This window comes from Streptomyces alkaliphilus (assembly GCF_014141535.1).
GTDB lineage: Bacteria > Actinomycetota > Actinomycetes > Streptomycetales > Streptomycetaceae > Streptomyces > Streptomyces alkaliphilus.
In genome coordinates, this window is the sequence record NZ_VKHT01001642.1 from 1 (window position 1) to 577 (window position 577).

The window sequence follows — 577 nt, forward strand, 5'->3', positions numbered from 1 at the left end:
GAACCGGGCGGGTCCCCTCGCCCGGTCCGGCGACCCGACGGTCAGGAACCCGGATCGGTGGGGCGGGTGAGGGGGGCCCTCCCCACCCGACCGCGGCGGCGATCGTGCTTCTGCCGCCACAGGGCGTAGAGCGGCAGCGCGAACCAGCACAGCACGAACCAGACGAACAGTGCGAGGACGATCCAGTACGCCGTGGTGCTGCCCAACACCAACAGGGTGATCAGCAGCATGGCGCAGGTGATGGTGCACAGCAGGAGGAACAGGCCGATCACGGTGAGGATCGAGGCCAGGTCGACGGTCTCGGGTTTGAGTCGGCGCCCCGTCACGAACCGGTGCAGGGTGACCGGCCCGATCAGCGCACCGGTGGAGGCGGCGCCGAGCGCCACGGTGAGGATGTACAGGTACACCTGCGGGGTGGTCAACTCCTCGAAGCGGGGGGCGAAGGCCGCTCCGAGGAGGAAGGCGAGAAGCACCTGACCGCCGGTCTGGGCGACCCTGACCTCCTGGAGGAGTTCGTTCCACCGCCGGTCGGCCCGCTCCTCCTCGGTCTCGTCCCGTCCCCACCCCACCGTGTGGC

General features: G+C 70.2%; 1 protein-coding gene. It reads right to left on the reverse strand.

What is annotated here, in order from left to right; all coding sequences use genetic code 11:
• Positions 1-41: 41 nt before the first annotated feature.
• Positions 42-569 carry a DUF6328 family protein gene (locus FNQ90_RS26110; RefSeq protein ID WP_182608552.1) on the reverse strand — a complete coding sequence of 176 codons (528 nt, stop codon included), beginning with the start codon at positions 567-569 and terminating at the stop codon, positions 42-44.
• Positions 570-577: the final 8 nt, after the last annotated feature.